At 71.7% G+C, this 24,169-nt stretch carries 37 protein-coding genes and 1 tRNA gene; 10 read left to right on the forward strand and 28 right to left on the reverse strand.

What is annotated here, in order from left to right:
- Positions 1 to 35 precede the first annotated feature (35 nt).
- Complete coding sequence (locus tag D7223_RS30945; protein ID WP_120732991.1) at positions 36 to 938, forward strand: chymotrypsin family serine protease; 903 nt, start codon at positions 36 to 38, stop codon at positions 936 to 938.
- A 139-nt stretch (positions 939 to 1,077) separates the two neighbouring features.
- On the opposite strand, the gene D7223_RS30950 is transcribed toward D7223_RS30945, so the two are convergent.
- The 3 genes from D7223_RS30950 to D7223_RS30960 form a co-directional block, all read right to left on the reverse strand.
- Complete coding sequence (locus tag D7223_RS30950) at positions 1,078 to 1,257, reverse strand: DUF4236 domain-containing protein (RefSeq protein WP_120732993.1); 180 nt, start codon at positions 1,255 to 1,257, stop codon at positions 1,078 to 1,080.
- A gap of 134 nt (positions 1,258 to 1,391) precedes the next feature.
- Complete coding sequence (locus tag D7223_RS30955) at positions 1,392 to 1,847, reverse strand: RrF2 family transcriptional regulator (protein WP_120732994.1); 456 nt, start codon at positions 1,845 to 1,847, stop codon at positions 1,392 to 1,394.
- A 7-nt stretch (positions 1,848 to 1,854) separates the two neighbouring features.
- Positions 1,855 to 2,877, reverse strand: coding sequence for a helix-turn-helix domain-containing protein (locus D7223_RS30960; protein ID WP_420330359.1), 1,023 nt, complete (start codon positions 2,875 to 2,877; stop codon positions 1,855 to 1,857).
- Positions 2,878 to 3,027: 150 nt separating this feature from the next.
- Here D7223_RS30960 and D7223_RS30965 point away from each other — a divergent pair, with 150 nt between their 5' ends.
- A complete protein-coding gene (locus D7223_RS30965) occupies positions 3,028 to 3,804 on the forward strand; it encodes a glucose 1-dehydrogenase (protein WP_120733101.1) in 777 nt (258 codons plus the stop codon).
- Positions 3,805 to 3,909: 105 nt separating this feature from the next.
- Here D7223_RS30965 and D7223_RS30970 read toward each other — a convergent pair whose 3' ends face one another.
- Entirely contained in the window at positions 3,910 to 4,341 is a 432-nt protein-coding gene (locus D7223_RS30970) for an SsgA family sporulation/cell division regulator (RefSeq protein WP_053653619.1), read from the reverse strand.
- A gap of 274 nt (positions 4,342 to 4,615) precedes the next feature.
- Here D7223_RS30970 and D7223_RS30975 point away from each other — a divergent pair, with 274 nt between their 5' ends.
- The gene (locus D7223_RS30975; protein WP_120732998.1) at positions 4,616 to 5,185 is read left to right on the forward strand and encodes a TIGR02611 family protein; all 570 of its coding nucleotides are present in this window, start codon (positions 4,616 to 4,618) and stop codon (positions 5,183 to 5,185) included.
- 51 nt (positions 5,186 to 5,236) lie between these two features.
- Positions 5,237 to 5,308: transfer RNA gene (locus D7223_RS30980), tRNA-Val, on the forward strand.
- 73 nt (positions 5,309 to 5,381) lie between these two features.
- Here D7223_RS30980 and D7223_RS30985 read toward each other — a convergent pair.
- Positions 5,382 to 6,062 (reverse strand): hypothetical protein, encoded by a 681-nt coding sequence (locus D7223_RS30985; protein WP_158610949.1) that lies wholly within the window; start codon positions 6,060 to 6,062, stop codon positions 5,382 to 5,384.
- Positions 6,063 to 6,126: 64 nt separating this feature from the next.
- Positions 6,127 to 6,537, reverse strand: a complete 411-nt coding sequence (locus tag D7223_RS33255; protein WP_238162301.1) for a GntR family transcriptional regulator — start codon at positions 6,535 to 6,537, stop codon at positions 6,127 to 6,129.
- A gap of 158 nt (positions 6,538 to 6,695) precedes the next feature.
- On the opposite strand from D7223_RS33255, the gene D7223_RS30995 reads away from it, so the two are divergent.
- The 6 genes from D7223_RS30995 (at position 6,696) to D7223_RS31015 (ending at position 9,760) form a co-directional block, all read left to right on the forward strand.
- Positions 6,696 to 7,958, forward strand: a complete 1,263-nt coding sequence (locus D7223_RS30995; RefSeq protein ID WP_120733002.1) for a helix-turn-helix domain-containing protein — start codon at positions 6,696 to 6,698, stop codon at positions 7,956 to 7,958.
- Positions 7,959 to 8,117: 159 nt separating this feature from the next.
- Entirely contained in the window at positions 8,118 to 8,288 is a 171-nt protein-coding gene (locus D7223_RS32905) for a hypothetical protein (RefSeq protein WP_158610950.1), read from the forward strand.
- Positions 8,285 to 8,584, forward strand: coding sequence for a hypothetical protein (locus D7223_RS31000; protein ID WP_120733004.1), 300 nt, complete (start codon positions 8,285 to 8,287; stop codon positions 8,582 to 8,584). The genes D7223_RS32905 and D7223_RS31000 overlap by 4 nt, the downstream gene beginning before the upstream one ends.
- Entirely contained in the window at positions 8,581 to 8,874 is a 294-nt protein-coding gene (locus D7223_RS31005) for a hypothetical protein (protein WP_120733006.1), read from the forward strand. The genes D7223_RS31000 and D7223_RS31005 overlap by 4 nt, the downstream gene beginning before the upstream one ends.
- A gap of 59 nt (positions 8,875 to 8,933) precedes the next feature.
- Positions 8,934 to 9,122 carry a DUF397 domain-containing protein gene (locus D7223_RS31010; RefSeq protein ID WP_120733008.1) on the forward strand — a complete coding sequence of 63 codons (189 nt, stop codon included), beginning with the start codon at positions 8,934 to 8,936 and terminating at the stop codon, positions 9,120 to 9,122.
- 278 nt (positions 9,123 to 9,400) lie between these two features.
- Positions 9,401 to 9,760: a DUF4190 domain-containing protein gene (locus D7223_RS31015; RefSeq protein ID WP_238162302.1), complete on the forward strand. Its 360-nt coding sequence runs from the start codon at positions 9,401 to 9,403 to the stop codon at positions 9,758 to 9,760.
- 80 nt (positions 9,761 to 9,840) lie between these two features.
- On the opposite strand, the gene D7223_RS31020 is transcribed toward D7223_RS31015, so the two are convergent.
- From D7223_RS31020 to D7223_RS31125, 22 genes are all read right to left on the reverse strand, one after another.
- Positions 9,841 to 10,068 carry a holin gene (locus D7223_RS31020; RefSeq protein ID WP_120733010.1) on the reverse strand — a complete coding sequence of 76 codons (228 nt, stop codon included), beginning with the start codon at positions 10,066 to 10,068 and terminating at the stop codon, positions 9,841 to 9,843.
- 9 nt (positions 10,069 to 10,077) lie between these two features.
- Positions 10,078 to 10,335 (reverse strand): hypothetical protein, encoded by a 258-nt coding sequence (locus tag D7223_RS31025; protein ID WP_120733012.1) that lies wholly within the window; start codon positions 10,333 to 10,335, stop codon positions 10,078 to 10,080.
- A 1-nt stretch (position 10,336) separates the two neighbouring features.
- The gene (locus tag D7223_RS31030; RefSeq protein ID WP_120733014.1) at positions 10,337 to 10,558 is read right to left on the reverse strand and encodes a hypothetical protein; all 222 of its coding nucleotides are present in this window, start codon (positions 10,556 to 10,558) and stop codon (positions 10,337 to 10,339) included.
- 27 nt (positions 10,559 to 10,585) lie between these two features.
- Positions 10,586 to 10,966: a hypothetical protein gene (locus D7223_RS31035; RefSeq protein WP_120733015.1), complete on the reverse strand. Its 381-nt coding sequence runs from the start codon at positions 10,964 to 10,966 to the stop codon at positions 10,586 to 10,588.
- Positions 10,963 to 11,379 carry a hypothetical protein gene (locus tag D7223_RS31040; protein WP_120733017.1) on the reverse strand — a complete coding sequence of 139 codons (417 nt, stop codon included), beginning with the start codon at positions 11,377 to 11,379 and terminating at the stop codon, positions 10,963 to 10,965. Before D7223_RS31040 ends, D7223_RS31035 begins: the two co-directional genes overlap by 4 nt.
- A 4-nt stretch (positions 11,380 to 11,383) precedes the next feature.
- A complete protein-coding gene (locus tag D7223_RS31045; protein WP_120733019.1) occupies positions 11,384 to 12,064 on the reverse strand; it encodes a hypothetical protein in 681 nt (226 codons plus the stop codon).
- Positions 12,061 to 12,330 carry a hypothetical protein gene (locus D7223_RS31050; RefSeq protein ID WP_120733020.1) on the reverse strand — a complete coding sequence of 90 codons (270 nt, stop codon included), beginning with the start codon at positions 12,328 to 12,330 and terminating at the stop codon, positions 12,061 to 12,063. Before D7223_RS31050 ends, D7223_RS31045 begins: the two co-directional genes overlap by 4 nt.
- 13 nt (positions 12,331 to 12,343) lie before the next feature.
- On the reverse strand, positions 12,344 to 12,895 hold the full coding sequence (locus D7223_RS31055) for a hypothetical protein (RefSeq protein WP_120733022.1): 552 nt from the start codon (positions 12,893 to 12,895) through the stop codon (positions 12,344 to 12,346).
- A 5-nt stretch (positions 12,896 to 12,900) separates the two neighbouring features.
- Positions 12,901 to 13,623, reverse strand: a complete 723-nt coding sequence (locus tag D7223_RS31060; protein ID WP_120733024.1) for a hypothetical protein — start codon at positions 13,621 to 13,623, stop codon at positions 12,901 to 12,903.
- Positions 13,620 to 14,696, reverse strand: coding sequence for a DUF5047 domain-containing protein (locus D7223_RS31065; protein ID WP_158610951.1), 1,077 nt, complete (start codon positions 14,694 to 14,696; stop codon positions 13,620 to 13,622). The genes D7223_RS31060 and D7223_RS31065 overlap by 4 nt, the downstream gene beginning before the upstream one ends.
- Entirely contained in the window at positions 14,693 to 15,919 is a 1,227-nt protein-coding gene (locus D7223_RS31070; protein WP_120733028.1) for a carbohydrate binding domain-containing protein, read from the reverse strand. The genes D7223_RS31065 and D7223_RS31070 overlap by 4 nt, the downstream gene beginning before the upstream one ends.
- The gene (locus tag D7223_RS31075) at positions 15,919 to 17,661 is read right to left on the reverse strand and encodes a hypothetical protein (protein WP_120733030.1); all 1,743 of its coding nucleotides are present in this window, start codon (positions 17,659 to 17,661) and stop codon (positions 15,919 to 15,921) included. Before D7223_RS31075 ends, D7223_RS31070 begins: the two co-directional genes overlap by 1 nt.
- Positions 17,654 to 18,112, reverse strand: coding sequence for a hypothetical protein (locus D7223_RS31080; protein ID WP_120733032.1), 459 nt, complete (start codon positions 18,110 to 18,112; stop codon positions 17,654 to 17,656). Before D7223_RS31080 ends, D7223_RS31075 begins: the two co-directional genes overlap by 8 nt.
- 150 nt (positions 18,113 to 18,262) lie before the next feature.
- A complete protein-coding gene (locus tag D7223_RS31085) occupies positions 18,263 to 18,571 on the reverse strand; it encodes a hypothetical protein (RefSeq protein WP_120733034.1) in 309 nt (102 codons plus the stop codon).
- Positions 18,571 to 18,981 (reverse strand): phage tail protein, encoded by a 411-nt coding sequence (locus tag D7223_RS31090; protein WP_147252573.1) that lies wholly within the window; start codon positions 18,979 to 18,981, stop codon positions 18,571 to 18,573. The genes D7223_RS31085 and D7223_RS31090 overlap by 1 nt, the downstream gene beginning before the upstream one ends.
- Positions 18,981 to 19,334, reverse strand: a complete 354-nt coding sequence (locus D7223_RS31095; protein WP_120733038.1) for a hypothetical protein — start codon at positions 19,332 to 19,334, stop codon at positions 18,981 to 18,983. Before D7223_RS31095 ends, D7223_RS31090 begins: the two co-directional genes overlap by 1 nt.
- A complete protein-coding gene (locus tag D7223_RS31100; RefSeq protein WP_120733040.1) occupies positions 19,331 to 19,735 on the reverse strand; it encodes an HK97 family phage prohead protease in 405 nt (134 codons plus the stop codon). Before D7223_RS31100 ends, D7223_RS31095 begins: the two co-directional genes overlap by 4 nt.
- A 1-nt stretch (position 19,736) precedes the next feature.
- Entirely contained in the window at positions 19,737 to 20,288 is a 552-nt protein-coding gene (locus D7223_RS31105) for a head-tail connector protein (RefSeq protein ID WP_120733041.1), read from the reverse strand.
- A gap of 64 nt (positions 20,289 to 20,352) precedes the next feature.
- Complete coding sequence (locus D7223_RS31110; protein ID WP_120733043.1) at positions 20,353 to 20,787, reverse strand: hypothetical protein; 435 nt, start codon at positions 20,785 to 20,787, stop codon at positions 20,353 to 20,355.
- Positions 20,788 to 20,828: 41 nt separating this feature from the next.
- Positions 20,829 to 22,061 carry a phage major capsid protein gene (locus D7223_RS31115; protein ID WP_120733045.1) on the reverse strand — a complete coding sequence of 411 codons (1,233 nt, stop codon included), beginning with the start codon at positions 22,059 to 22,061 and terminating at the stop codon, positions 20,829 to 20,831.
- 72 nt (positions 22,062 to 22,133) lie between these two features.
- Complete coding sequence (locus D7223_RS31120; protein ID WP_120733047.1) at positions 22,134 to 22,934, reverse strand: head maturation protease, ClpP-related; 801 nt, start codon at positions 22,932 to 22,934, stop codon at positions 22,134 to 22,136.
- Complete coding sequence (locus D7223_RS31125; RefSeq protein WP_120733049.1) at positions 22,927 to 24,162, reverse strand: phage portal protein; 1,236 nt, start codon at positions 24,160 to 24,162, stop codon at positions 22,927 to 22,929. The genes D7223_RS31120 and D7223_RS31125 overlap by 8 nt, the downstream gene beginning before the upstream one ends.
- Positions 24,163 to 24,169: the final 7 nt, after the last annotated feature.

Here is a 24,169-nt window from a genome sequence, read left to right on the forward strand (position 1 = left end):
CATCCTGCCGCCGGCCGACCCAAGAGGACCTTCACATGAACCTGCGCCGTCGCACGTGCTGGGCCGCCACCGCCGTCGCGGTTCTCGGCATCGTGGGCCTCGCGGCGGTGCCCGCACACGCCGACGACATCGAGGTCGTCGACGCCGAGGTCACCGTGCCCGCGACCGGCACCAACTGCGAAGCCGCCTTCGTCGTCAAGAACTACGGCGGAGCGCCCGGCACGGTCGGGCTCATCTCCGCCGGGCACTGCGACACCCCGGGGCACCAGCTGATCTCCTCCAACGCCGACGCCGACTTCGAGGTCGTCGGCACGGGTTACAACGTGATCGGCACGACCAGCCTCCCCAACGGCGCGGAGTTGTACAGCGCGAACTTCTTCCGTGCCAACTGGGCCAACAAGAGCACCTGGGTGTCCTACGACCGGTCCAACACGGTGAACCCGCAGGTCATCGGCGGAGCGTTCGTCGGCATGCCGGTCTGCCGCTTCGGTGGGGTCACCCCGCATGCCTGCGGCACGGTGCAGAGCACCAACGTGGCGCCCCGCGGGGCCGGCTTCGCCGCGGACACGTTCGGATTCCTGCGTCTGAACATCCCGTGTGTCGGCGGCGACAGCGGAGCGGCGGTGCTCTCCGCCGACGGCACCCAGGCCATCGGCATCGTCTCCGGACGCCGCCTCTCCGACGGCGCCTGCATCGTCTCGCAACTCAACCGGGTGGGCCCCAAGGTCGGCGGTCTGGAGCTCTACCAGCCACCGGCCCCCGGCTCGCTCTACCAGGTGATCACCCAGATCAACGGCACGTGGTACAACCTCGGCGTTCCAGTCAGGAGGGATCCGTCGGCCGACCCGAACACCACCCCGGGTCAGTGTGACCGTTTCCTCAGGGCCGGTGGTGTCACGAGCAAGCCGCAGGTGCGGATGGGCTGCGTACCCGTCTAGGGCTTTTCCCGGTCACACCCGCGACGCCCGGACCGGGGAGCGGAACCGGCCGATCGGCCGGCCGTTCCCCGGTTCGTCGCCGGACACGAATGAGCCGGATGCCGGTGGATCCACCGACATCCGGCTCATTCGTGGGACGTCACGCCCGGTTCTTGTCCTGCTTCCAGGACAGCGGACCCGGCAGGTCGACGCGGTGCGCCTTGGCCCGCGAGTTCCAGGACCAGCGACCGATCTTGATGCTCCAGGAGGAGAAGCCGTTCTCGGTGAAGTTGAGGATGAGCGGTCCGTACTTCTTGCGCTTGCGGAACATCAGACCCATCGCGGGCTCCCTTCAATTCCCTTCCCTGCCCTGTCGAACCCGAACATGCCCGGAACGGCGATTCGCGAAACCCCGCCGTACTCCAGGCTGGACGGAGCAGTAGCCGGGCGGTGCGGCGGGTGGGGGTGGACAGGTCAGCGGGGTTCCCACGCGTCCGGCAGGGCGGTCAACTTCCGGACGTGGGCGGGCAGCCGGCCGCTGACGATCTCGGCGAGGCTGACCTCGTCGACCACCCGCCGCACCGCCGCCCGCACGGCCACCCAGAGTCCGGGCAGGTTCTCCGCCGCCCCCTCGTAACTGGTCTCCTCCGGGCGCAGGCCGCGCACTCCGGCGAGCGGACCCTCCACCGCGCGCAGCACCGCGCCGACGGTCACCTCCCGCGGCGGCCGGGCCAGGGTGTAGCCGCCCTCCGCGCCGCGCTGCGCCCGGACGATGCCGGCGCGGCGCAGGTCGGCCAGGACCGCCTCCAGGAACTTGCGGGGCATGTCCTGCTCGGCGGCGATGGCCTGGGTGGACAGCAAGCGGGGGTAGGCGGTGGCGAGGCTCAGCGCCGCCCGTACCGCGTAGTCGCCGCGCGCGGAGATCTGCACCCCGTCATCATGCCTGGCGAGAGGCGCCGTCGACGTCGGCAGGTGGGCGCGGACGCACCACCCGCCCGTTCGGCGGCTGCGGCGGACCGGGCGGCGCGGTGGGTCGGCCGCCCGGCGCGGTCGGCCCGTCGGCCGGCTGGCCGGACCCGGGGGAGGGTTGCGCGGCGGGCGGGCGACCGGAGCCGGGCAGCGGCTGTTCCCGGGCGGCCCGGAAGGCGCCGGGGCTGGCGCCGACCTCCCGGGTGAAGAACCGGCCGAAGTTGGTCGGCTCGGTGAAGCCCAGCGACCGGCCGATCCGGGCGATCGGCTCGTCGCTCGCCGCCAGCAGCCGGCTGGCCTGCAACGCCACCCGCTCGTCGACCACCTGCTTGGCGCTGCGGCCGGTCACCGCCAGGCAGGCCCGGGTCAGGGTCCGTACCGAGCAGCCGAGCCGCGCGGCGTAGTCCTCCACCCGGCGGGTGTGCGGGTAGCCGCGCTCCACCTCTCGGCGGAACCGGTCGAAGGTGGCGGCCTCGGCGCGCGGCGCGGCCGGCGGTGCCCCGCCCGGCAGCAGGGTCAGCCGCAGCAGCAGCACCGCGAGCTGGTGGCGGAGCAGTCCCTGGGCGGCCGGCACGTCCCGGTGCCGCTGGCAGTCGACGGCCAGCTGGGTCACCTCGCTGATCACCGCGTCCGCGTCCTCGCCGGCGAGCTGCCGCCAGGGCGCGACCGCGTCCAGGTCCACGTCCAGCCCGTGCAGCGCCGCCGGCGCCCAGCGCACCACCGTGGCGTCCAGCGGGGGGACCGGGCAGCGCAGCACCTGCCCGGCGCGTACCCGCAGCAGCGTGCCGGGCCGGCAGCGCAGCGGGCGGAAGTCCAGTTCCACCGTGCCGTGTCCGCCGGTGACCAGCGCGAGCAGGTCGCGGTCCAACAGCAGGGGGCGGTGCCACCCGGGGCCGGGCGCGAGGTCGCGCAGGCTCAGGGTGTCGATCGCGACGTCGCCGGCGGGGCCGCCGAGGTACGGCATGGAGGTGGACTGACCGGGAGGGACCATCACCTGCGACGGTAGCCCGAGGCGACGGCCGTCGCATCCCGACCGCCACCGGTGGGACCGGGCGGTGGGGGTTGTCTCCGCTTCGGCGCGCGGGCTACGTTACCGAGCGGTAGCTCCGCTTCGGGGGCCGCGCGACACGATGGGATGGGCATGACGGATCTGTTCTCGGTCGACGGCAAGACGGTCCTGGTCACCGGCGGTTCCCGGGGGATCGGCCTGATGATCGCCCAGGGCTTCGTACGGGCCGGCGCGCGCGTGATCATCTCGTCCCGCAAGGCGGACGTCTGCGAGGCGGTCGCCAAGGAACTCTCCACCGAGGGCCGGTGCGAGGCGATCCCGGCCGACCTCGGCCACGACGAGGGCGCGCAGACCCTCGCCGCCGCCGTCCGGGAACGGGTCGACCGGCTCGACGTCCTGGTCAACAACGCCGGGGCGACCTGGGGCGCGCCGCTGGAGGCGTACCCGGAGGCCGCGTTCGACAAGCTCTGGGCGGTCAACGTCAAGGCCGTCTTCCGGCTCACCACCGCGCTGCTGCCGGCCCTGCGCGCCGGCGCCAGCGCCGACGACCCGGCCCGCGTGATCAACATCGGGTCGGTGGACGGCCTGCGGGTGCCGGTCATGGAGGTGTACGCCTACTCGGCCACCAAGGCGGCCGTGCACATGCTCACCCGCAGCCTCGCCCACCAGCTCGCCGGGGAGCAGATCACGGTCAACGCGATCGCGCCGGGGCCGTTCGAGAGCAAGATGATGGCGTTCGCGCTGGACGACCCCGGGTCGCGTTCCGCCATCGAGGCGCAGGTGCCGCTGGGTCGGATCGGCCGGCCGGAGGACATGGCCGGCACGGCGATCTACCTGTCGTCGCGCGCCGGGGCGTACCTGACCGGCGCGGTCATCCCGGTGGACGGCGGCATCACCACCCACGGCTGAGCACCGGCGGCGGGCGGGAGGCTGTCCGCGTACGTCATGGGTGTCCGGAGCCGCGCGGACTCGGCAGATCCGCGCGGCCCCGGGGTGGCCGGTTGCTCGGTCGTCTCAGCGACCGGCGAGCAGCCGGGTCACCGCCGTGTCGACGTCGAGGTGCTCGGCCTCGCGGCCCCGCGGCACCACGACGTAGGTCCGCCGCAGGAAGCGCACCAGCACGCTCCGCGGCACCTCGAAGAGGGCGTTGCCGTCCGGTGACGACAGCGCCAGCGCGACGAAGTCGCCGCGCGGCGTGGCCCAGGGCCAGACCCGCACGTCGCCGATGCCGGCCGGCTCGTCGAGACCGGTCACCAGCAGTTCACGGGCGAACGACCAGCTGACCGCCTCGCCCCCGGCCGATTCGGCATGGAACAGGACATGAACCGCATACGGATCAGCAGGGTCGTAGCGCAGACTGGCACGCACCGGCAAGGCCGTGGCGTCAGGTGCGACGAGCCTTAGCGACGTCTCGACCTCTACGGTCGTCGGTCGGATGACACTCATGAACGATCTCCCCCCGGCACCGCTGCGGAACGCGCGTGTCCCGCTTTTCCCATACTCAGGTGCTACTCCTGGCTACGCTCCGCCATACGCTGACTTCACCCAGTGGTGGGAAGGGGGTCGGAAAGGCCGCGAGAATGTGAGAATTCATCTAGGATTTCCGGTTCTGCCCAGAGCGCTGGTCCCGCCCGGCATCGGGTGGCTCAGTCGTCGACTTACTCCGGTAACGTCCAGTCGACCGTTGCAGTGACGGGCGCGAGCCACACTGGGGGTGGAAATGGTGGCGAAACGATCCTTAGTGGAAACGAGGAACGCGCCGGGATCGCCGAACGTCGCGGTCCGGGCAACCGAAAAGCGGGGGTACGGGGTGCCGAAGGAGCAGCGGGACCAGGCCGGTCGGCCGGTCCGGGACCGGGAGGGCGGCGTGGCCGTGGCGGACCGGCGCAGCCGGCCACACTGGCGGCAGCGGGTGTCGCTCACCCTCGACCTGATCCGCGCCAACCCCACCGGCCGGGTCGCCCTCAAGATCTTCATCGCCGTTGCCGGCGCGATCGTGGTGACCGTCGGCATCGCGCTGATCCCACTGCCCGGCCCCGGCTGGCTGCTGGTGATCGCCGGCCTCGGCATCTGGGCGGTCGAGTTCCACTGGGCCCGCCGCCTGCTCACCTTCACCCGCCGGCACGTGCACGGCTGGACACAGTGGGTGACCCGACAGTCGCTCGGAGTGCGCTTCATCCTCGGCGCGGTCGGCCTGGTGTTCGTGTCGGCGGTGGTGTGGCTGTCGGTGAAGTACAGCCTCGGCATCGACCTGGTGGCGCAGGTGCTGAAGTACCTCGCGACGAACTGAGCCCCGGGTTTTTGGTCCGGTCGAGCGATCAGGTAGAGTCATCGGCGCTGAGGGCGATTAGCTCAGCGGGAGAGCGCTTCGTTCACACCGAAGAGGTCACTGGTTCGATCCCAGTATCGCCCACGCAGAGAAACAGCAGGTAAAAGGCCGGTCGGGAACCCATCCGACCGGCCTTTTCGCTACCCGTCCCCGGAGATCATGAGTCACCCGTGAGTCGCGGCCGAGGGCGTGACTTCGGCAGGGTCGGCACCCCTAGGTCCGCCAGCTTGGTCTTGATGCCGATGTCGAAGCCCTCTTCGATGCCGGCCTCGCGGGCTTTCTCCAAGGCCGCCAGGGACGGATTGGTGGGGGCGTCCACCTTGGATCGTAGGTTCACGGTGTCGGCCTGGCGGCCACCGAGGTACATGTGTCCCGCGCCTCGACACGGCGTCGACGCGACCCCACGCGACGTCGACACGGTAGGGCTGGCAACCCGGTCATGCGTGGCGACGACGACTGTGGCCACGTCGTCCACCGCGGTGGCCAGTCTCGCCACGGCGTCCAGCCGGTCGCAGATCTGCTTGGCCGCGTCGGTCAGGTCCTTGCGCCGTTGCGAGTCACCGGACCGCACGATCCACCCGCACCCGCCGATCCCCGCCAGGCTGACCAGCCCCGCATACACGCCGGTGGCGAAGTCCACGCCTGGCACGAAGTGGTCGACGAGGCAGACGAACGCGAGTCCGGTGCCCGCGAAGGTGGCCAGGGTGAGGTAGCCGTACTCGGTGCGGCGTCGCGGTTGCTGCTTGAGGAATCCCCACGTTGTTTCCATCGCCGGAGACTGCCAGGTCACACCGGGCGTGAGGCAACGGTCACCAGCCGGAGTTCGCAGATGGCGCACCGACAGCGATCTTCAGTTAACAAGCCTGTGACATTCGGGGTATCGACGTCACCCGAACAGGTGATCAGCTGTCCTGAAAGACGATCCGGTACCTGTGTGCCGGGTATAGATCCGGCACCCCACCCGGGTGGCCGACCACCAGCAGCGGCACACCGTCCGGCGCCCCGTACATCTCCCGCTCCGCCGGTGTCGGGTTCCGCGCCGACACCCAGGTGCCCGCCTCCACGTACACCGGCTCCGGCTCCAACGGTGCGCGGACCGCGACACCGCGACCCCGGACGACCTCCACCAGGCCCTCGTCGCGTAACAGCTTCACGGCCGCGCGGGCGGTCATCTGCGCCACGTCGTACGTCTGCGATAGGTCCCGTTCGGACGGTAGCCGAGCACCCGGTCTGAGCTGCCCCGATGTGATCCGGTCGCGGAGGATCTCGGCCAGCTCCAAATAGCCGACCGGCGCCTGTCCGGGATAGATCACCGCCGCACGATAGACAGCCCAGCCGGAGAGAGGTTGCGGACTAGTTGGGTAGTCCGATCGGCCGCCCCGATGGACGCTACGGCGTACCGTGCGAGGTGGCGGCCCGCCGGAGTAGAGGCCGGCAGGGCCGCCACCCAGCCCTCTACCTGGGAGTGACCATGGAACCCACCATCGGCGACCACCTCGTCCGCCTCCGCACCGACTCCACGCTCACACAGGAGCAGCTGGCCGACCGCGCTGGCGTCAGCGTCGAAACCGTCAAGAAGCTGGAGCAGAACGCGCGGACGTCCGCCCGGATCCCCACCCTCCGGAAACTGGCCACCGCGCTCGGCGTTCCCACCTCGGCGTTGATGGGCTCAGCCGCGCAAGCCCAGGCGATGCGAGAACCCGACGCCGAACCGCTCGGCCTGGTCGGGATCCGCCGCGTCCTCACCCCGGCGCGCACCATCGACGGCCGGCCTGTCGCCCCCGCCCCCCCAGTTACGGACACCACCCTGGCCAGGGTGCGTCGTCTCGTCGCCGACACGAACCGCGTCTACCACGCCAACGACTACACGGCGGCGATCAACACCATGCCGGCCGTCCTCACCGCCACCGACGCCCTCATCGACGCGGCCGGGGCCGGCGACGACGGGCCCGCCGCCCTCAGCACCGCCTCGTACGCCTACCAGCTCGCCGGCCGGCTCCTCATCCAGCTTCGGCAGCTCGACCTGGCCCACATCGCCCTCGACCGGGCCGCCGACCACGCCCGTACCGCCGGCGACCAGACCGCCGCAGCGACCACCACCGCGCACCTGTGCTGGCTGTTGCTGCGCACGGGCCGGATCACCGATGTGGAGGTCCTCGCCGCGCGCACCGCTGACACGGTGGAGCCCCGGCTGTCCACCGCCACTGCTCGGGACCTGGCCGCGTGGGGTGTGCTGCTCATCAAGGGCGCGGCAGCAGCAGCCCGCAACGCCCGCGAAGACGATGCCCGGTCGATGCTGACCCTCGCCGCGGCCGGGGCGGAGCAGCTCGGCGACCGGCTCGGCCGCTCCGGCGACCCGGCCGACCGGTGGTTCGGCGCGGTGGCCGGTAATGACTTCTCCGCCGGCGGCGTCGCCTTGATGCGGGTGGAGACGGCGGTGATCGCCGGCGAGCCGGGTCGGGCGCTGGAGCTGGCCCGCGCGGTGGCCGCCAACCCGCAGGTGACACCGTCGTCGAGGCAGCGGCATCGACTGGACGTGGCGTGGGCGTACGAGCAGACCGGCCGGACCGCCGACGCGACCCGGGTGCTGATGCAGCTGCGAGACACGGCGCCGGCGTGGCTGCGGCAGCAGCGGTACGCCCGGGAGATCGTGCAGACGATCAAGGACGGTCGCCGGCGGGCGCTGACCGCCGAGCTGGCTCAGCTGTCGGCGCTGCTGGGCGACCAGGCGTAGCAGCTGGTACGCCCCGTACTCCCTGCTGGTCGGCCTGCCGAACGGGGTACGTGGGGTACCTGGCTATTCCACTCCGCCCGGGCCACCCTCGGATCAGGACGCGGTAACCCGCTGACCACAAGCGGTGATCCGCTCCCTTGATCCGAGGGAGGCGACCTCGTGCAGACCATCATCGCGTTGCTGGCTTGGCTCACCGGCCGGGCAGCCCCGACGCCGTCCGGCATCGGGCCGGTCGTGCAGCGGCAGGAGCACGAGGCCGCCCGCGCCCGGCTCCTCGACCTGGCCCGCCGCCGGCAGGCCGAGTACCGGTACGAACGGCGCGGCCGATGACCGGCCGGAACGCAGCGCCCGGCGCCGTGTTCCGGTGGGAGGACCCGCCGCCGCCGTCGTACGGCGGCCCCGGCTCGCCCATCGCCGCGCACCTGCGCCGCGTCGCCGCCGAACTCCGCGCCCGACCCGGGCAGTGGGCGGCGATCGTCGAAGGACCCACCGGGCCGCCGCTGACGGCGCGGATCAAACGGGGAACCGACCACGCCTGGCAGCCGGCCGGCGCCTTCGAGGCCGTGTACCGCACGGTGGCCGGCGAGACGGTCACCTACGCCCGCTACGTCGGGCCGCCGTCGTGACCCCCCGGCCCGCCCGCGCAGCCCGCGCCCTGGCCGTCCTCAACGACCGGGTCGACGGCGACGCCCACCAGCCGTCCCGGCCCGGCTGGGACTGCATGGGCTGCGGGCAGGACTGGCCGTGCGCGCCGGCGAAGGTCCGGCTGGGTGAGGCGTACGGCTCGGACCGGGTCGGCCTGCGCGTGTATATGGCTGGCCTGTACGAGCAGGCCCTGGACGAGCTGCTGATGTGGCCGGCGGCCGACGTGTTCACCCGGTTCGTGTTGTGGGCCCGCCCCACCGCCAGCCGGTAGCCCCTCGCACCTGACGACCGGCCGTACCCGACGGCCGGCTGACCGAATGGAGATACACCGTGGACCAGCTTGACTTCGTCGGCCCGCAGCGATGCGACAACTCCGGCCCGAACTGCGTGCAGGTCGCGATCGACGCCGACGGCAACCGCGTCGTCCGCAACTCGCAGCGGCCCGAAACGCAGGTCGTTTTCGACCAGCAGGAATGGGAGACGTTCGTCAGTTCCGTACGCGCCGGCCAGACGTTCTGACCCGGCCATGACGAAGAGCCCGGCCCCCGCACCGGAGGGGCCGGGCTCTTCCGTCCGCGCCTCCCGCTGCATGGGCTGCTCCACCGGCATCCAGCCACTGCCCCACCAGTGCGGCGGCAGCAAGATCCCGTCGGACGAGCTGGGTTGGCGGTGCGACTGCAACCTGCCGACCTGCCGGCGACGCCAGGCCGGCGACTGGTCAGACCTCCGCCGACGACCGGCCAAGGCGTCGAGAAGCCGACAGTCGCGGATTGACGGTTGACGGTACGGTGCCCGCCATGACCACCGCCTATCCGCCGCAACCCCCCGAGCACACGCCGCCGCACAGCCCGATGCCATACCCGGGGCCGCCGCCGCAGCCGATGTACGTGGTGGCTCAGCAGCCCACGTCGGGGATGGCAGTCGCATCACTCATCTTCGGCATCCTCGGTCTGATCGCGGGTTGCTGCACGTTCGGTATCTTCTCGCTGATCGCGGTGGGGTGCGGCCACCTGGCGCTGCGGGACATCAGGGCGAGGAACCTGCGTGGTGACGGGATGGCGAAAGCTGGGCTGGTCATGGGCTACCTGCTCGTCGTCCCGATGATCCTGATCTCCGTGCAGGCGGTGTTCGGGGCGGGCATCTCCGCTTTCCAGTAGGCCCGGCAACGACGAAAGCGCCCCACCCGCCGCCGTGAGGCAGCAGGTGGGGCGCATCCGTTCGCAGTAGCAGGCCGAGCCTACAGGTCGCCTGCGACAAGGCTCGGCGAGTCCGGCTCACCGCCGGCCGCCGACACCACCGACGTGAGCACCGACAGGACGGCCGCGCCGGCCGCGACGCCGCCGGCGAGCGGGAAGTCGGCGGTGAGGACGTTGAACCCGTCGAGGGCCCACAGGCCGAGCAGGGCCTGCGCGGCGCTCTTCGCGGCGCGTTCGGCGGCACCCTTCCAGAACTTGCTCGTGAACATCGAGCCTCCTCAGACTCTCGGGGGCCAGGACCACTGGCCCGGATCGTCGCCGGGGGCGACGTTGAACTCGGCGAACCCGCCCTTCTCCCCGGGCGTGAACACCCACAGGTGGACGTGCTGGTCGCTGTCGAGCGCCGGCACCTCCCCGGCGGCGACACCGCGCGGGTCGAGGGTGTCGACGTCGGCGGTGACGATCGCAGCGCGCATGGCCAGCAGCCCCTGCTTGCCTCGATAGCGGACGATCCGACCGGTGGTGGGCTTCTGCACGTCAGCCCTCCGGAGTGAAGGTGAGGGTGAACGCCTGGCCGACGTCGAACCGGTCGGCGACCTCCCCCTTCAGGCCCATCGTCAGGGACAGGCCCGGCGTCCAGCGCGCCCACTCCTTGTTGCGGCCGTCGTGGTAGTCCGGGGCGAACGTGACGGTGACCTGCCGGTCGTCGCCCTCGCCCGTCTCCTGCTTGCTCTGGCACACGATCTTCGCGGTGATCACAGCGTTCCTCCTGAGGGTTGGTTGGTGTTACGGGTGGCGGCCGTTGACGGTGCCGCCCGGGTCGCGGACCATCGCCCGCAGCTGCTCCAGGTCGACGCCCGGGGTGAGGATCGCCGCCCGCCATGACCGCAGCGTCGCCACCGCGGCGTCTATCTCCCCGGTCAACTCCCGCATCTGCCGGCGGGTCTGCGCCAACTCGTCCCGGGCGGCCTTCGCTTCCCGCTCCGCCTCCGCAGTCCGCTCCTGCAACTCGTTGACCTGCTGCAACGCCGAATCGGTGAGCAGGGACACGGCGTCGGCGCGGGTCTTCGGCCGGTTCAGGATCCCCGCGATCAGCGTCGTCACCACCCCCGCCAGGCCACCCCCGCCGACCGCCGCCGCGAGCAGCGCCCACACGTTCCCGCTCACCCCGCATCACCTACCTGCCGCAGCACCCGCATGCCCTGCCACACCTGCCAGCCCCGCCACGCCGACGCCGCCGACCAGCCGGCGAAGAACGCCACCGCGAACCCGGCCGCGCCGCTGCCGGTGGACAGCAACGCCACCCCGTACAGCAGCGGCGCCGCGGTCTGCCCGTGCATCGCGGCCAGTTCCAGCACCAACGCCCGGTAGGTGTCGGGCATGGCGATGGACACCAGGCCGATAACCCCGGATCCGAGTAGCAGCAGGTACCACGTCCACAGCACCCACGGCTGGACGAGTTGCTCCAGGGTGGTGGGGGGTTTCGCGCCGGCGACGAACGCGGCGCCGACGGCGGAGGAGAGAACGAGGAACATCACCTCGTGGGGGCGGTGCCGGCCGGTGACGATGATCGTCGGCACGTGGTCAGCCCGCCAGCCGCGCGGCCAGCTCGTCGGCGACCTGCCGGGCCATGTCGGTGGGAATGGCGGCGGCGATCCGCTCCGGAGACAGGCCGGCCAGCACCCCGGCCACGATCGCGTCCTCGTCGACCGGGTCGCGACCGGTCGCCGCGGCCAGCTCGGCGCGGGCGTAGCCGACCTCCCTGGCCGCCATGCGGCCGCCCTTGAGCCAGTCCGCGACCGTGAAGTTTCCGAGCGTGCCCGACGGCACCTCCCGGGTCAGCAGCTCGTCGACGATCTCTCGGGCAGTGGGCATGTCGTCCTCCAGGAGTCCCCACGGTCGGGTGGTCTGCTCCGCCTCACGCGTCTGGTCGATGCTGAGGTGGAAGTGCTTGTCGTGCGGGTTGTCGCCGCTGTACGGCTCCGACACCCAGCCGCGAAGCCGGTGGTAGAGGCGACGCTCGTAGATGACGTACCGGGCCGACGGGTGCCGGCGGATGGCGGCGAACACGGTCGGGAAGTCGGGGCCGTCTTCGTCGACGTCGATGGCGTTGACGGAGCCGCGCCCGTTCGGGTTGTGGTCGCTGGCGGTGGCCTGGTGGGCGGCGTCGCCGATCCACCCGTCGGAGGTGTGGTCGCGGCCCGGCCAGCGGGCGTTGATCTCGGCGCGGAGGGTGGCCAGCGACGGCGCCAGGTAGTAGCTCACGCTGCCCCCAGCGCCGCGTCGATGGACTGCCACGCCTCGTCCTCGGTGGCGGCCACCGGCACGTAGTCGATGCCGATGAACACCGCGTCGGTCAGCGGCCACAACGGGTCGGCGACCGGCACGTCGATGCGGTAGCGCACCACCACGCCCAGGTAGTAGTACTCGCCGAACACCCCGTCGACCAGTCGCATCAGGTGGATGCCGATGTCGCCGGAGTCCGGGTGGGCGTTGAACCGCCACCGGTCGTCAGGCAGGGGTTCCCACATGATCAATCCCCTCTCAGGCGAGCCTGCGCCACTCGATCGACACCCACGTCTGGTTTGGGCCGGACGACAGGGTGCCGAGGACGTTGCCGCTGTCCTGGAAAACGGCCATCTCGATGTAGTCGCCCGCGGCGAGGAACACCAGCGAGTGGGCGGCGGCGACCGCACACGCCCCCGCCCCGGCGTTGGACCCGAGCGCGTCGCCGCCGTCGACGATGCTCCCGCCGTTCTTCAACCACCGGGTGCCACGCCGGCCGGTGGCGTTACCGGCGAACGTCGCGCCGCCGGACAGCCGATACCAGCCGGCGATCGGCGCGGTGTACCGGCTGTTGTTCGTCGCGGTCGAGTGACCGGAGTGGCTGTCCAGATCCTCGGTGTTGAGGCTGACCACGGTGAACGCGTTGTTCGGGATGGCCTGCCCGGCGGACGAGCGGAGCACCGCCGCCGGCCGGGACTCCACCGTGGCGAACAGCCCATCCACGTCGTCGGCGAGGGTCTGGAAGTGCTCCCAGATGCGGGTGTGCCCCGTCGACGACGGGTAGGTGATGCCTCGGCTGGTATCCGGCATCGTGGCTATCCTCTCTGCCAGGTGATCGTCAGGGTGAACGCCGGCGACCACGAACCGCGGCCGGCGAAACGCACGTACGGTGACCCATCGCTGTCGTAGACGGCCAGGCCGCCGGCGGTGCCGTCGACCATCGCCTGCGCCCACGACGCCGGGACGGTGAACGTGGTGGAGCCACCGACTGCCAGGCTCGGCCCGGAGGTGCTGGACGTCAGCGTCGGCGCGCCACCGGGGCGGGTGGCCTGGGTGACCAGCCGCAGGGTGGTGGACTGCGCCGCGTACGCGCCGGCCGTCAACCGTTTCACCCGGATCGTGGCGCGGGTGACGGTCGCCCCCGCCAGGGAGCGGGGTTTCGTGCCGTAGAACGCCGCTCCGGTGTGGTTGCCCCAGCCGCCGTACTCGCCCTGGTAGACGTCGGTGTTGTCGTCCCGCCACCCGTACGTCGGCCGGTACGAGCGGGTCTCCACCGGCGACACCACCAGCGTGCCGGTGGTCACCGCCGGTTTCGGCGGCGGCGGTGGCTCCACCACCGGGTCCAGCGCCGCCGGGGCGGCGGCGTACACCCGGGCGTAGGCGTACCACTGGGCGCCGACCCGCTCGACCAGCAGCACATCCCCGGAGGCGACCGGCAGGTCCCGGGCGACCTCGATGGTGGTGACGATCCCGTTGACCGTCGCGGTGACCGTCGATCCGGACTTGGCGGTGGTGGCGGTGGCCAGCACGGTGCTCACGTCAGGCTCCGAACGGTCAGCGTCTGCGGCCCGCCGCCGGCGGTGTACGGCAGCGACAGCGTCTCCACCACGCACAGGCCCGTGTACTCGTCGGCGGTGACCGCCACCGTGTCGCCGGCCTGCAGGCCGGGGTGAGGCACCGTGCGGACGGTGAACTGGCGGGCCGTGGTCCGCCGGCGGCGGGCCAGCACCGTTTCGGCGGCGGCGGTGCACTGCGCCACCGTCGTCAGCAGCGGGCTGGCGTAGAAGAACGGCACAGGCAGCGGGTTGAACTCCCCGCCGATGGCCTTCGGCCCGAACCGGTCGTACGCCACGCCCTGGATCTGCCCGCCGTCGGCGGCGACCCCGCGGGCCACCACCACGTTGAACGCCCCGTCGCGGGTCGACTTCCCGGCGGTCGTCACGACCGTCCCGCCGGCGCCGTCGGTCAACGTCAGCACCGGGGTGGTGCTCGGGGTGGCGGGGCTGACGAACAGGTAACCGTCCTCGGTGACCGCGGCGTCAGCCGGCCACGCGTCGAGCAGCTCCATCACCGCGCCGAGGCGGTCCTCGTCGTAGTTCACGCCGGCCGGCACCGACCGGTCGGCCAGGGCCGGGTCGACGACGACCGTCAGCGCCGGCTCAACCAGGCCGCGCAGCGTCGACACCAGCGACCCCGACGGCTGGAACGGCGACACCAGGCGGGCCTCGTCGACGAGGGCGAGCATGCCGACCGCCTCCACCGTGACCGCGTCGCCGTCGGCGGTCGACTCCTGCACCACGAACCAGCCCCGCTGGATCCACTCGGTGGTACCGCCACCCAGGTCCACGCCGAGCTGGACCCGAAGCCGCTGCCCCGACGCCGCCAGCGGGTGGTCGTCGGTGACCGGCGACCACGAGGTGCCACGGTCGTGGCGCGGCACGGTCAGGGCGATGCGCTCCGGCACCCGCAGCGACCGGTCAACGTCCTCGCTGGCTGAGGCGACCGGCACGTCCTCGGCCAGCAGCTGCTCACCCAGCCACGACTCGACGGCGACCCGCAGCCGGTACGAGCCGGTCAGCACCGACGCCGCTTCCGCTGACAGGGTGATCACGCGAACTCCCCCTGCGCCACGGCCAGCAACGTCGGGTAGTCGTCGGCGAGGTCCTGGAGCGTCGGCAGTTCCCGGACGATGGCCTCGTCGGCGTAGGTCAGGTGCCCCGACGGTGGGGTGCCCGTCAGCGACATCGGCACCAGCATCGCCTGCGTCGCGCCGGTCGGCGCGACCCCGGCGACCTCCAGGTACGTCCACGTGTTCGCGGTCAACGCGACGGTCGGCCCGACCGTGGACGACAGGATCGACGAGCCGGCGTCCCGCCAGATCAGGCTGATGGTGACGCTGCGGCTGACGGCGCACCGCACCCACGCCGCGCCGCCGTAGTAGCGGCCGGCAGCCACCGGCACGTTCTCCGACCTGGCCTGTACGGTCGCGGTGGCCCCGTCGGGGGTGAGCAGCAGCGACGCGACGCCCTGGTGGGCCTGCGCCGTGGAGCGGGTCACGGCCCCACCCAGCGCCGACCAGTTCGTCGCGTTCGTCTCAAAGTACGGGTTGGCGTTGAGGATCGGGCCGGGCACGTCGTACACGTCGGCGATGTCCTGCAACGTGGTGCCGCGGGCCTCCAGGGCGGACGCCCACGGCTGCGTTTCGGCGACCGACCACACGATGATGCGCCGCTGGTCGGAGCCGTCCTGCGACCAGCGGCGTTCCGTCGCAGACAGGACCGCCACGTGCGAGTCGACGCCGTCGTAGCCGCCGGGCTGACGGATCTGCACCACGCCACCCGTCGCAGACTCCGCCAGGTCCGCGACGGCCCGCACGGCGGCAGTCGTGTCGCAGAACAGCTCGACAGCGCCGGTGGGCTGCCCCAGGTCGCCGGACACCACGACGGTCCGGCCGCCCACCCGGAACACGGTGGAGTCCCGGTCGCGGATCCGGTCCGGCCACGCCAGGATGACCACCTCGGCGGCGGCGCCGCTGATCGCGTCGCTGAGCGCGACCCGCCCACCGGGCAGCGAGTAGGTCACGGCGGTGGTGGCGTACTCGCTGCTGCCGTTGACGATAGCCACGTACGACACCGGCACCCCGAACGGCAACTCCGCGTCGGTGCGCAGGAACGACACGTCGCCGACGGCGGCGACCGAGCCGGCCCGGACCAGAGTGCGGACGCCGTCGGCGACGCGATACACCGAGATGGCGTCGCCGACAGTCAGGCCGGTCACGGTCACCAGCACCCGCGGCGGCCAGGTGTCCTGTGCGTCTGCGGCGATCGCCGGCATCAGCGGACCCCGACTTTCTGCCGCCAGCGTTCCCGACGCCGGTCCTCGGCGATGGCCTGCTGGGTGTAGGCGTAGAACGGCCGGCCGTCAAGGTTGACGTTCAACGTCTGGGCGACGGTGGCCTCCACCCGGGTGGGCCCTCCGGTGCGGGACGTGCCGCCGCCGTCAGACGGCGCCCACGACCGGTAGCCGGCGTGCTCCAGGTGGGTGCCCGAGCCGGGGATGTGCTGGCCCTGCGACGTCCACCGGGCGGTGACAGTGACCGTCTTGCCCTTGAGGCTGTTGACCTTCTTCTGGAAGGCTCCCACCGCGGCGGTCGCCGCACCGGTGTCGGCGCTGATCCTCACCGGCACGTTCTTCGGGATCTTCAGCAGGCTGTTGGCCAGCTCGACGGCCTTCTGCCGGGAGTACCCGGCCTTCTCCGCCATGGCGATGAGCGACGACCGGTTCCGGGCGTACGCGGCGCTCGCCGCCTGGGCGCTGATCTTCGACCGGTCACCGGCCGCCGCCTCGGAGTTGAACGCGGTCGCCAGGTTCAGCAGGGCCGTCTTGTTGGCGTCGGCCCGCTGCCGGTTGGACAGCTTCGCGTTGGCGTTGTCCCGGATCGCCGCGGTGGCCGTGCGGGTTGCCTCCCGGGAGGCGATCTGCGCCTGCATCAGCCCGATGTTCGAGTCGACCAGATCGTCGGAGCGTTGCTTGACCTGGGAGATGCCGTTCGCTGCCGCTGTCGAGTCGGTCGCCAGTGCACGGAAGCCCTGCGAGGCGGCGAACGTGGTGCCCGTGGTCTTGGTCTGGGAGGCGGCCAGCTCGTCGAGCATCCGCTTCCCGCCGGGGATCTTGTTGACGAACCACTCGAAAGCCTCAACCAGCGTGTTCAGTGCCTTCCCAGCCCAGGTGATGGCGGCGGCGATGATGGTGAAGGCGCCTTTCATCGCCAGGGCGAGGACCGGACCGTCGTCGGCGAGGCTGCGGAACACCCCGCCGATGGCCAGGCCGACCATCCGCACCCCGTCGCCGATGGCGGACACGATCGGGCCGGCCTTCGCGACCGCGTCGGCGATCCCCGACAGGGCCAGCTTCGCGCCCTGCCCGAGGGACTTCGTCAGCGGCGCCACCCACGACGAGCTGGCGTTGAAGATCCGGCGCAGGTCCGGCTCGATGTTGCGGAACGCGGCCCTGGCCTCCCCGATCGCGGCCAGCGCGGCGGGCACGAACCGCTGCGCCGCGTCCTGCAAGCCGGCGCCGACCTCATCGGTGAGGCCGTCGAACGCCGCCCGGACCCGGGTGTCCTTCGCGGCGATGACCAGCCCACCGGCCACCCCCGCCAGGCCGGCGCCGCCGACGAGCGCCCCGCCGAGGACCGCGCCGATCGCCGGCGCGGCGACCACCGCACCCGCCACCAGAGCCGCCGCGAGCGCCGCCTGCACGTGCGGGCCCGCCGACTGCACCGCCTTGGTCAGGCTGCCGGCGATGCCGCCGCCGGCCTCCACGAGCTTGCCCACCCCGCCGATCAGGCCACGGGCGAACTTCTTCCCCGCCCCGTCGCCGCTGTCGGCCCACCGCTTCGCCGCGCTGCCGATCTTCGACAGGCCACGCGAGTAGTCCTCAGCGACCCGGGACAACGCGGACCGGTTCTTCTCGGCGGCCTGCTCGACCCGCTTCAGGTTCCGCTCGGTCGAGGTGACACCCGGGCCGGTCTTGTCGGTGGCGACGATGTCAATCTCGACGTCGCGGTCAGCCACGGCGGATCACCTCCAACGCCTCGTCAACAGCCCGCAGCGCAGCCTCACGCCACTGGTCGACCTCGGTCGCCGGGTCGGAAAAGAACCCGGGCGTGACCTTCTGCAAGTGCCAGTCCTTCGCGCCGCGGCGGCCCCACGACGGGTGCCGGGCCGTGCCCTGGTCGATCCGCCGCAGGTCCGCCTTCGGCTGGTCGTCCGGGAAGCCCTTGCGGCGGCCGACGAGCCGCACCCCCGCCGCCCTGCCCTGCAACTTCACCCGGGCGGTCACCGACAGCTTCGACACCCACACTCCGAATCCGCCGCTGGTCGGCAGCACCTTCCTCGCCCGCGCCCGGATCGCCTTACGCACCCCGGGCACCGGCTTACGCAGTTCCTTCGCCAGCGCGTTCGTGACGACCCGCCGCTGCTCGAAGCGCCGCAGATCCCGGATCAGCTCGTCCAGCGAACCCACCAGGTCACCCCCTCCGCGCCTCCCGGCGCCGCTCCGCGGCCTGCTCTTCCACGATGTCGACCAGCGTGGCCACGTCGCGGGGATGCCAGTTCTCCAGGCCGTCCGGCCCCGTCAGCGCCCTCCCGGTCGCGTAGGCGAGCCGGATCAGGCTCAGGCGGACGGAGCCGTCCGGCCAGGGTCCTCGGCATCAGCCGGGACGTCCGCCTCCTCCTCGGGCCGGTCCGTGGCCTCCACACACAAGGCGTCGAACTCGGGCCACTCCAGGTCGACCAGGCCGCGGCGAGTCAGCGCCGACCACGCCAGCCACCGGTACGCCATGTGCTGCCGGGAGCCGATGTCGGCGAACGCCGTACCGAAGTCCTGGACCTCCCACTTCGCGATGTCCCTCTGATCGGCGACCACGTCGTACGTGGTGCCATCCTCCATCTCCGCCCTTAGGTCGAACAGCAGCTGCGCCATCAGCTCGACAGCCCGAACACCGGCTGGCCCACCACCGGCAGCTCTAGCTCCTGGGTGAGCCACTCGCCCTGCTCACCGCCGAACTCCGGCATCAGCGCCAGGACGGTGAACGTCGCGGTCGCCTGACCGGTGCCGGCCTTCGGCTGCAACACCACGTCCAGCTCACCGCCGTTGGCGTCGCGCAGGGCGTCGGCGAGCCCGCCGCTGACGTTGATCTGCAGGCCGCTGATCTCGAACGTCCACACCGGGCTGTCGACGTCCTGGACGACGCCGTCCGGCACGAGGGTCCGCATCGTCTGCACCGGCTGGTCCGGCACCAGACGTGCCTTGTTGAGCTGGTTGGCGTAGTCGACGGCGTCGATGGTGACGACCGCGTTCTTGTACACGTGGGCCCCAACAGCTGCGGGCATCACTCACTCCTCATGGTGATCTGAAGGGCGTACCGCTCGGCGTCCCCGTCGGGGATGGTCACCGGCTCGATACGGTCGACGAACCCGACATCGGCCCCTTCCAGGGCATCGACCAGGTCCTGGTAGTGGCTGTCCACCCACTCGGCGGACTTGACACCGTCGGTCGGCAGTGCCACCAGCACCCGCCACGACGCCGCCCACGACATGCCGGGGCCGCGTTCCAGGGTGCCGAGCAGCGGCCAGGCGTCGCCCTCACGCAGCCGGGTCGTGGCCGGCCGGAACGCGTGGCCAGTCACGTCCGGGGCGGTGGACAGGGCGGCGGCAATGGCCTGCCGGTCACCGGCGAGACTCACGGCGGTCCTCCGAAAGCAGGAGTGCGGGTCAGGGAAATCTCCTCCAGGTCAGCGGCGAGCGCCAGCCGCACACCAGGGGTCGTCGGGTCCGGTCGGTGCTCGACCATCTCCACCCCGGGGGACATGCCGTAGACGCCGTCCGCAGCGACCGCCAGGACCCGGTCGCCCAGCTCGCCCCGGTCGATGCGCAGCAGCACGTCCAGTCCGGTCGGGGTGTCGGCCAGCGGCAGCACCCAGCCGACCCGCAGCGCGCGAACGTGGTCCAGCAGCACCGGCACCGGGCCCGCCCACCGGAGGCTGCCGGGCTGATACCGCCAGCGGCGGCCACCCGACCGGGCCGCAGGCCCGTACGGCACCGCCAGGCCGGCGATGGTCCGCGCGGCCTGGTCGACGGCCAGCACGTCAGCCGATGCCCGCGTACTGGTCGTGCGGGGCCAGCAGATCCCGCACGCGGTTCGGGACGAAGAACCCCAGTCGCACCTCACCGGGCACGCCCTCGTCAGGTGAGTCGGTGTCGAACGGGCTGTAATCTCCGCCGAGCTGCGGCCGGTAGTTCACCATCACCAGTTCCTTCGCGGCCAGCTTGATCGCCGCTGCGGTGCTCGCCCGCCCGGCCTGGTAGATGACAGTGACGCCGCCCTGCCCCCCGGCCCAGCGGCCGCCCAGCCGGTACAGCAGCCCTCCAGCGGTCGACCACCCGTCGGTCAGGACGATGCCCGCCTCCGTCACCGACGTCACCGACAGCACCGGCGGCCGGCGCAGTACCAACGGCCCCGTCCGCCCGTCGTGGACCTCGGTGACCGTGCGGGGCGCCACGGGCCCGACGACCTGCTCGACCACCTCGGTGACCGCCTCGATGTACAGCTGCAACTCGTCGTCCTGCGACGTGTCATCGGCGGCGATGTTCAGCTGCTTCTTCGCCTCGGCCAGGGCGACGATGTCTGTGTCGGCCACGACCTACCTCCAGCAAGTGGGTGGCCCGCCGCGGGCCTGGGGCGTCCCGCGGCGGACCGGTCGGTCAGCGGCTGCCCTTCGTGCTGCCGCCGGAGCTACCGCGCCGCTCGGCGGTGTCCGCCTTCTGCGCGCCCGGCTCCGGGGCGGACGCGCTGGTGAACAGCGCGTCCACGGTCTTCTCCGCCACCGACTCCGCCGAGCTCGCCACCTTCTCGTGCTCCTTCTGGAGCTTCGCGATCTCCGGATCCTGCTCGACCTGCTCGGCGCCGGTGTCGGCGACCGCGCCACGGGCAGCAACGTCGGCGGCGGACACGGCCTGCTCCCGGAACTGGCGCTTCGTGGCCTCGACGGCGAACTCCTTCTCGCCGATGATCTCCGGGTTGTGCTGGTCCGGGACGCCGTCGGCGCGCAGCGACAGCATCGCCACCCGGTCATGGTCACCCTGGTGCGGTACCGCCGTGTTTCCGGCGCCCGTCGTGTTCTCGCTGGCCTGAGCCATCGTGTCGTTTCCCTTCGCTCTGGTCCGATCCGACCCGCGGGTCAGGCGGTCGCGGTGGTCTGGAAGACGCGCACGGCCGACGTGTTCTGCATGGTGCCGTCGGCGCGCGCGAACCCGAAGAACCCGACCTGGAGGAACTCGGCGTACCGCTCGTTGAGTCGCACGGTCTGGATGTCGCGGACCTTGCGGATGACGTACGCCTCGCGGATGTTGCCGAACAGGATCGACTTCGAGGAGGTCGCCAGGGTCGGCATGTCGTTGTTGAGGCGCACCGGGTAGTCCAGCAGCGTCGCCGGGATGCCGGCCTGCATGGAGGGCTGCCACATCGGGTCGCCCTGGGTGTTCTTGAGCTTCCGGAACGCCTTGCGGGCGGTCTGGTGCATCATCCAGGACAGTCCCTGGCCGCCGCCGTACGCCGGGTCGAGGGACTCGACCAGGTCCACGGCGTTGTCGTAGCTGATGCCGCCGGTCGTGGCGAAGCTACCGGTGCCGGTGACCCCGACGGTGGCGCTGGTGACGATGCCATCGGGCTGGGCGGTGCCGGTGCCGGTGGTGAAGTGCTGGTTCCAGATCCGGCCGATGCGCTCGCCCAGCTTGCGGGCCAGCCAGGTGTCGAAATCCGGCCGGTCCTGCATCAGCTGGTAGGAGGCCCGGACCAGCTTGGACGTGTACATGTAGGCGCCGATGTCGGCGGTGCCGATGGTGACGTCCTGCTCGGTCATCGCCGTGTTCTCGCCGAGGATCGCACCGACGTTCGCGGTGTCGTCGTTGGTCGGCCACGGCAGCGTTGCGCCGGTGTCGGTGGTGATGACCTCCGCCACCTCCAGCATCGGCCCGTACCACCGCATCGTCTCGATGACGGTGTCGCGGAACTCCGGCGGCACGAGGTAGCCGCCGGCCGCGCCGGTGCCGACCCCGGCGGCGTTCTTGATCTGCTCGAAGCGGGTCCGCATGAGTGCCTGGTCGGAGGGGTCCAGGGCGGACAGTCCGTCGCGCAGGTACGCCCGGAACGCCGCCGCGTACGCTGCGTCGGTGTCGCTCGGCTGCTCGCCCGATGGCGGGACGACACCGCGGCGGTCAACGGCGTTGTTGGCCTTCTCCCGGGCCTCGTGCCGCTCCTGCAGCTCGATGTCGGCGTCGAGGGCGTCGTACTTCTCCTCCAGACGCGCGTACGTCTGGTTGTCCTCGGCGGTGCGCTCGTCCTTGGCGATGAGCGCTTTCATCTGGTCCCAGATGTTCGCCCGCTGCTCGCGGAGCTGCTGGGTGGTAGGCATGCGTGGGTCCCTTCCGTGAGCATGCGGACGCCCCGCTCGGCAAGGTGCCGGCGGGTACGAAGGTGGTTCGGGCTATCGCCCGGTGCGGGCGAGCTGCCGGTCGCGGTGCCGCACCAGCGGGTCGCCGGGCCGGGGGATCCGGTCGCCGACCGGGGCCGGCGCGGGCGGGACCGCATCGCTGGCGGGCGTGGCCGGCGCGGGCGCCAGGGCCCGGCCGGGGTGCTTGAAGACGGACAGGTCGAACGCGTTGACCACGATCTCGTCGTCGGGCACCGAGCCCTCGACCTCGTCGGCGAGGCCTGCGGCGACCGCCTCGTCGGCGTCGTACCAAGTCTCGGCGAGCATCAGGGCCCGCCAGCCGTCCAAGTCCCCGCCGGCCTTGTCGGCGTACATGCTGGCGATGTTGTTCGACAGCTTGTCCAGCAGGTCAGCGAGGTCCCGCATGTCGGCGGCCGGGCCGATCCCGATGCCCCACGCGTCGTGGATCATCATCTGGGTGTTGCGGCCCATCACCGTGCGGTCGCAGCCCACCGCGATGAACGAGGCGGCGGAAGCGGCCAGGCCGTCGACCACGGCGGTGACGGTGGCCGGGTGCCGGCGCAGCGCGTTGAGGATCGCCACGCCCTCCCACACCTCCCCGCCGGGGGAGTTGATGTGCAGGCGGATCTCGTTGACGTCGCCCAGCTCGGCCAGCGCCGCGTTGAACTCCTTCGCGGAGATGCCCCAGAAGCCGCCCCACGAGTCGATGACGTCGTCGATGTGCAGCTTCCCTACGCCGTCCTCGGCAGTACCGATGACCTCGGCGCGGACCGGCCGCTTGACCGCCTCGGTGGGGGCGATGGAGCCCCGGAACCGGTACTGGTGCTTAGGCATCGGCCGTGGCCTCCTCGTTCGTCTGGACCGGATCGGGCTGGCCCAGCTCGCCCATGTTCAGCGGCCGGTACCGCACGTCACCGCCGTCGACCGGCGGCATGTCCTCCAGCCGGCGGATGTCGTTGGTGCTGTACGCGCCCAGGTTCCACATCTGCGTGTAGAACGCGGCGCGCTGCGCCGAGTCCCCGCGCAGCAGACCCTCCAGCGAGTAACGGGCGTACACCGACTGCGGGGTCAACAGCTTCGTCACCCGCTGCTCGACCCGGGTCAGCCACGGCCGCAGCGTGAACTTCACGAACCCGAGCACCTGCTGCTCGATGCCGGTGCCCCAGCTGGTGCTCTTCTCGGTCTGCATCAGCATGTGCGGCGGGATACCGAACATGCGAGCGACCTCGTCGATCTGGAACTTCCGCGACTCGATGAACTGCGCATCCTCAGGTGGGATGGACATCTGCTGGAACTTGATGCCCGAGTCGAGCACCGCCACCTCGTGGGCCTTGTCCAGGCCGCCGACCTTCGCCCGCCACCGGGCCTTGAGCGCGTCGGCCTGCGCCGGCTCCAACCGCTGCTCAGTCTGCAGAATGCCCGAAGCGAGGGAGCCGTTGCCGAACAGCCGCGCCCCGTACTCCTCGGCGGCCAGGGCCAGACCGATGCCCTGCCGGGCCGCCCGGATCGGGCTGACCCCACACACACCGTCGTAGCCGAAGCCCGGGATGTGCAGGATCTTGTCGTCGGTGTACTCGGCGTCGATGTCGCCGTCGATCAGGTACACCTTCGTGCCGGTCTCCGACTCCCGGCCGGCACGCACCCGGCCGGGGTGGATCAGCCACAACTCCACGATCTGGCCGAGCCGGTTCCGCAGGATCCGCAGGTAGGCGTTGCCCCACAGCAGCAGATGCGCGAACACCTGCTCCCACAGCTCGAACGGCGTCATGTCCGGGTGCGGGGCCACCAGCAGCCGCGCCGCCTGCGAACCCGAAGACACCTTGACTCGGACGTCGTCGTCGTAGCGGTAGGCGTGCAACGGCAGGCTGGCCGACGTGCCGGCGATCAGGTTGACCGCCCGCCACACCGCCGGCATGCCCAGCGAACCCTGCTCGGTCACCGCCACACCAGCGTGGACCTTCGGGCCGCCCAGCCAGTCCAGCAGCGTCGTCGACGTCAGCGGCACCGCCGGGGACTCGATGGACGCCCGGACCACGGCCCGCGCCGAGTTGAACAGCGTCACCGCGGGC

It is taken from the genome of Micromonospora endolithica, from assembly GCF_003626595.1.
Taxonomy (GTDB): Bacteria; Actinomycetota; Actinomycetes; order Mycobacteriales; family Micromonosporaceae; genus Micromonospora; species Micromonospora endolithica.